The sequence below is a fragment of the Streptomyces sp. LS1784 genome, from assembly GCF_020103755.1.
Taxonomy (GTDB): Bacteria; Actinomycetota; Actinomycetes; order Streptomycetales; family Streptomycetaceae; genus Kitasatospora.
This window is the reverse complement of record NZ_JAHSQD010000772.1, coordinates 1-3138: the sequence shown is the minus strand read 5'-3', so window position 1 is coordinate 3138 and position 3138 is coordinate 1. Positions and strand designations below refer to the sequence as shown.

Genomic DNA, 3138 nt, shown 5'->3' with positions numbered 1-3138 from the left:
CCCGCGCCGGGCGCCCCGTGGGGTGCGCCGCAGCCCGGGTACGGCGCCCCGCAGCCCGATCCGGCCCCGGAGACCCAGCACCTGCCGCCGTACCCGGTCGGTGACCCCCAGGCGGCCGGCTACCCGGGGCAGGTCCAGCCCGGCTACCCGCAGCCGCAGCCCGCGCCGGGGTACCAGGCCTATCCGCCGGCCGCGCAGCCGGCCTACCCGGCCCAGGACTACCACCAGGGCTACGCCCCCGAGCAGGGCCAGGACTACGGCCAGGGCTTCGACCAGGGGTACGACGCGACCCAGGCGGGCGGCTCGGGCCGCGGCGGACGCCCGTCCAACAAGCTGATCATCGGCGGCGTGGTGGCGGGCTGTGCGGTGGCCGGCATCCTGGTCGCCGTCCTGGTCGGCGGCGGCGAGCCCAAGGACGGCAAGAAGACCACCCCGGTGGCCGCCGCCGGCACCACCACCGCCGCCGGCCCCGGCACGCCGAGCGCGAGCGGCTCCGGCGCGGCCGTCGACCCGGACGTCAAGGCCCAGGCGCAGCCGCTGTCGGACCTGCTGGGCACCGCGAGCGACAGCCGCAGCTCGGTGGTCTCCGCGGTCGGCTCGGTGCAGAAGTGCGACAAGCTGCCCGAGTCCCAGCAGGCGCTGACCGCCGCGGCCGGCAAGCGGCGCGAGCTCCAGGGCAAGCTCGGCCAGCTGAAGACCGACAAGCTGCCCGGCGGCCAGCAGCTGGTCGACCAGCTCAACGCGGCCTGGACGGCCTCGGCCCAGGCCGACGACGAGTACGCGGCCTGGGCACAGGACGCGCAGGGTTCCTGCGACGCGAAGAAGCAGGACAACCAGCACTACAAGAACGCCGTCCAGGCCAGCGGCACCGCGACCACCGCGAAGAAGCAGGCCGCCACGCTCTGGAACGCGATCGCCGCCCAGACCGGACTGCCCAACCGGAACGACGGCGACCTGTGAGCGACGGCGGCCGGTGAACGACGGGAGGGAGGACGGGCCTTCCGGCCGTCCCCCCTCGCCCCGGGCGGTTCGCGTCAGGCCGGCGGCCGGCCCCCGGTGAGCGCCCAGCGGATGTCCACGAAGCCCGGCTGCTGCAGGGTCATCCGGCCGTTCTTGACCACCTGGTAGGTGACCCAGGTGTTCACCAGCCGCGGTGACCCGCTGCTGGGCAGCATGTTGGTGGTGCCCCAGTTCAGCGGCGGGGTGATCCCGATGTCGATGCCCTCGCCGCTGTCCAGCAGCGAGGAGACCGCCTTCGAGGTGACCGGTCTGCCGGCCTCCGCCAGCTTCTGCACCGCCGTCCGGAACACCTCGTACGCGACCCAGGTGGTCTGAACGCCCGGGTCGGAGACGTCGATGGGGCGTCCGCCGGTGGTGTCGGAGCGCACCACCGCGCGCAGCCCGTCCCAGATCTTCGCCGACTCCGGCGGGTACCAGCTGGTGACGTAGGCGCCGCCCAGCGGGCCGGAGTCGCCGCCGGTGGAGTCCACCACCGACTGCTGGACGCTGCCGATCACCGAGGCGATCCGGGTGTTCTTCGGGTTCAGCCGCCGGTAGGAGTCCAGCAGGTTGCCGGTCGGCTCGGCGGCCAGAGCGCTGGTGACGCAGTTGCCCGGCTCGTCCTTGCCGACCGCCTTGCGGACCACCGGGGTGTAGTCGGAGGACTGCTCGGGCGCCTTGACGTCCGTCAGCTTGATCCCGGCCGGCCGCAGTGCGGTGCCCAGGTAGCCGAGCAGGTTGTCGCCGGCCGGGGTGTCCGGGCGGACCAAGGCGACGGCCTTGCAGCCGGCGTCCACCAGCTGGCGGCCGTTGCCCGCGATCAGTGCCGGCATGCCGCCGTCCACCGGGTAGGACAGCGGGCTGGAGAACTCCGGCTGGGAGAGCCCGTAGCCGCCGATCAACGGGATGCCGGCGCGCTCCAGCACCGGCATGAACGCCTCGCCCCACTGGCTGTAGGAGCCGATCACGGCGACCGCCTTGGCGTCCACCGCCTGCTGGGCACAGGCGCGGGCGCCCTCCGCGGTGTTGTGCTCGTTGCAGGTGAGCACTCGCAGCCGGTGGCCGAACAGTGCGCCCTTGGTGTTGACGTCCTGGCCGATGGCGGAGGCGAGCGCGGTCATGCCCGGGCGGTCGGCGGACGCGGTGCCGGACGGGGCCCAGGTCATCACGGTCAGGTCGTCGCCGCTGGTGGAGGCATCGGCCGGTCCGCCGCACGCGGAGGCCGAGAAGAGGGTGGGGAGCAGGGCCGCGGCGGTCACCGCGGCTGCGATCGGGCGTCGGCGGCGGCGTCGCACGACCTGGGGACGGCCCTGGAACGAGTCCCTTCGGCTGGTCATCGGTATTCCCTCTCTGGGGCGCACTCCGGCGCACCGGATCAAGCCAAGCCCCGGCGCCACAAGCCGAGAGGGCCGAAGTGCGAACGGACGGCAAACGGCGGCCGAAATCCGGAGCGGTACGCGTGTAGATCGCGAGTGGAGCACGAACAGACAGGGAACGTACGATCGTTCACCATGTCCGCCAGCACAGATTCTTCGCACCGGTCCGCCCGAAACCCTTCTCGTCCGGGCCACCGCTCCAGCACGATGGGCGGCATGCCGCTCAACGACCTGCCCTGGTGGCGCTGGCGAGCCCGACTGCGCTCGGCGCTGCACATGCTGTCCGACCCCGGTTTCCAGCAGGAGACCTGGCTGACCGGCCGGGAGGGGTACGGCGACGTGACCGACGCCGTCTACCGGCTGGTCGAGGACACCTGGCTGGACCGCTGGTCGGCCGAGAAGTACGTCGGAACGATCTTCCGTGACTCCGCCGAGGCCGCGCTGATGGACGTCGCGGTGCTGCGGGCCGTGCAGATGCTGCACGAGGTCGGTGCGGACGCGCCGACCTCCGCCTACCTCGGCCACCCCGGCTGGCCGGAGACCGTCCGGGCCGCCCGCGAGGCGCACGTCGCGCTGGCCCTGGGCGACGGGGACGACCCGGACGCGGCGCCCAAGTCGCTGGACGTGCTGCGCATCCTCACCCAGGTCTGAGACCGACCGGGTCCGGGGCCCGGCGTCGACCGGGTCCGGGGCCGGGCACCGACCGGGACGGCGGCCGGGCACCGACCGGGACGGCGGCCGGGCACCGACCGGGACGGCGGCC

General features: G+C 73.7%; 2 protein-coding genes and 1 pseudogene. 2 read left to right on the top strand and 1 reads right to left on the bottom strand.

Annotated features, from left to right (window positions below):
• Nucleotides 1-960: pseudogene (locus tag KS423_RS42100) on the top strand (hypothetical protein); the annotation flags it as partial.
• A gap of 74 nt (nt 961-1034) precedes the next feature.
• On the opposite strand, the gene KS423_RS42095 reads toward KS423_RS42100, so the two are convergent.
• On the bottom strand, nt 1035-2336 hold the full coding sequence (locus tag KS423_RS42095; RefSeq protein ID WP_224284991.1) for an ABC transporter substrate-binding protein: 1302 nt from the start codon (nt 2334-2336) through the stop codon (nt 1035-1037).
• Nucleotides 2337-2510: 174 nt separating this feature from the next.
• Here KS423_RS42095 and KS423_RS42090 point away from each other — a divergent pair, with 174 nt between their 5' ends.
• The gene (locus tag KS423_RS42090) at nt 2511-3026 is read left to right on the top strand and encodes a hypothetical protein (RefSeq protein ID WP_224284990.1); all 516 of its coding nucleotides are present in this window, start codon (nt 2511-2513) and stop codon (nt 3024-3026) included.
• Nucleotides 3027-3138: the final 112 nt, after the last annotated feature.